The organism is Variovorax stachyos (genome assembly GCF_051400855.1).
In the GTDB taxonomy this organism is placed as follows: domain Bacteria; phylum Pseudomonadota; class Gammaproteobacteria; order Burkholderiales; family Burkholderiaceae_C; genus Variovorax.
Window position 1 is genome coordinate 1 of sequence record NZ_JBLFFN010000043.1, and the last position, 2,412, is coordinate 2,412.

2 protein-coding genes are annotated in these 2,412 nt (G+C 68.9%); both read right to left on the reverse strand.

Features of this window, described 5'->3' with window-relative positions; genetic code table 11:
- Positions 1–738, reverse strand: a 738-nt coding sequence (locus ACMGEZ_RS29585; protein WP_496084681.1) for a thiolase family protein, incomplete at its 3' end; no start/stop codon positions are given.
- Positions 739–763: 25 nt separating this feature from the next.
- Positions 764–2,233: a M20 family peptidase gene (locus tag ACMGEZ_RS29590; protein ID WP_436825844.1), complete on the reverse strand. Its 1,470-nt coding sequence runs from the start codon at positions 2,231–2,233 to the stop codon at positions 764–766.
- Between the last annotated feature and the right edge of the window lie 179 nt (positions 2,234–2,412).

A 2,412-nucleotide genomic window follows, 5' to 3' on the forward strand; every position in this document is an offset into this window, starting at 1 on the left:
GCTGGCGTTGCCGGCCGAGATCAGCCCGCCGGGGATGGCCGGGCGGATGCCGCTGATGCCTTCCTTGGTGGTGCCGGCGCGGATGCCCTCGTCGTTCTCGACCGTCACTTCCTTGGTGCGCAGGCCCATCACGGGATCGGCCACGCCGGCAAGCACGGTGATGGGGGCGATCTCGTCCTTGAACAGGCCCTTCTCGAGCGCGGCAGCGGCCTTCTGCTGGCTGGCGGCACCGTACTCGTCCATGGCGTCGCGCCCGATGTCGTAGCGCTTGGCGACCTGCTCGGCCGTCTGCAGCATGTTCCAGTAGATCTCGGGCTTGTGCTTGACCAGCCACGGGTCGGCCAGCATGTGCTTGTTCATCTCGTTCTGCACGCAGGAGATGCTCTCGACGCCGCCGGCGACGTAGACCTCGCCCTCGCCCGCGATGATGCGCTGCGCGGCGGTGGCGATGGTCTGCAGGCCCGAGGAGCAGAAGCGGTTGATGGTCATGCCCGCGGTGGTGATGGGCAGTCCGGCGCGCAGGGCGATCTGGCGCGCGATGTTGGCGCCGGTGGCGCCTTCGGGGTTGGCGCAGCCCATGATGACGTCATCGACTTCGGCGGCGTCGATGCCGGCGCGCGCAACGGCGTGCTGCACGGCATGGCCGCCGAGGGTGGCGCCGTGCGTCATGTTGAAGGCGCCCTTCCAGCTCTTGGCGAGCGGGGTGCGGGCGGTGGAGACGATGACGGCGCGGGTCATGGTGGAGTCCTTTGCAAAAAGAAAACTACTGGGGCTGCGCGGTGTTGCGCAGCAGCTGGTGATAGAACCGGATCATCTCGGCGTAGTTGGCGATCGAGATGCGCTCGTTGGTGCCGTGAAAGCGCGACAGGTCCTCCGGACGCGCACGAACCGGCGAGAAGCGGTAGACCGCGTCACTCAGGATCGCGAAATGGCGCGAGTCGGTGGCGGCGATCATCAGGCCTGGCGCCACGATGGCGTCGGGAAACACCTGGCGCACCGACTGGGCGATCGTGCGGTAGCCCAGGCTGTCGGTGGGCGAGACCGGCGACGGCTCCGAGTTGCCGGGATAGGGCTTGATCGCGATCGCGTCGTTGCCGATGGTCTTGCGGATGTGCGCCTCGACCGAGGCCAGGCTGTCGCCCGGGAGCACGCGGAAATTGACGGCGGCCTCGGCGCGGCCGGGCAGCACGTTGTCCTTGTTGCCGGCGCGCACGATGGTCAGCGCGGTCGTGGTGCGCAGCATCGCGTTGCTGCTCGCGCCCTTCTCGAGCTGAGCCTGCACCAGCGGGCCGAACAGCCACAGGTTGGACAGCGCAACGCGGTTGAAGCCGCGCATCTCGGGCGCCAGCGTGGCGAACATCTCGCCTGCCACCCCTTCGATCGCGGCCGGCATCGGATTGGCTTCGAGCTTCGCGAGCGCCGCGCTCATGCTGCCGATCGCGCTGTGCGAGGGCGGCATCGACGAATGGCCGGGCGGTTGGTCCAGCGAGAGGAAGAAGGTGCCGTAGCCCTTCTCGGCCAGGCCGATCAGCGCGGCCGGCCTGTCCAGCCCCGCGAGCACGCCTTCGGTGACCAGCAGGCCTTCGTCGAGCACCCATTCGAGCCGCACGCCGCGCGACTTCAGCAGCTCGGCGATGGGCTTGGCGCCGCGCAGACCGCTGACCTCCTCGTCGTCGCCGGCGACCAGGTAGATGGTCTGGCGCGGCTGGAAGCCCTCGGTCACCAGCATCTCGATGGCCTCCATCTGGGCCAGCAGGTTGCCCTTGTCGTCCCAGGTGCCGCGGCCCCAGACGAAGCCGTCCTTGATCCGGCCACTGAAGGGATCGGCCTCCCAGGCCTTCTCGGTGCCGGGCGCGACGGGCACCACGTCCTGGTGTGCCATCAGCGCGATCGGCCGGGCCGACGCATCGCTGCCGGTCCAGGTGTAGAGCAGTGCGTTGTCGCCGACAACTTCCTTCTTCAGCGCGGCGTGCAGCTTCGGGAAGCGCTGCGCCAGGTAGGCATGCAGCTTCCTGAACTCCTCGCCGTTGGCCTGGAGGCCCTCCATGCCGGAAATGGTGCGGATCGGGATGGCGCCCGCCAGCCGCTCGGCCGCCGCCTGCTCGTCGATCGCCAGGCGCGGGACCGGCGGCACCTGCAGCTGTCGCGAGGGGCGGCGCCAGGTGTTGCCCGCGACCGCAGCGGCCAGCACGAGTACGGCCAGCAGCAGCAACCACGACAAGCGCTTGACCATGGCCCGTCCTCGCACCCTGCCGTCCATCAGCCGAACTGCTTGCCTTCTGCCACCAGCTTCTTGATCAGCGGCGCAGGCTCCCAGAAGGCGGCGTCGTCGCGTGGGTTCCTGGCAAAGCGCTTCATCGCCTGGGCCACGTTGAAGAGGCCGACCTGGTTGGCATGGTGCATGGGGCCGCC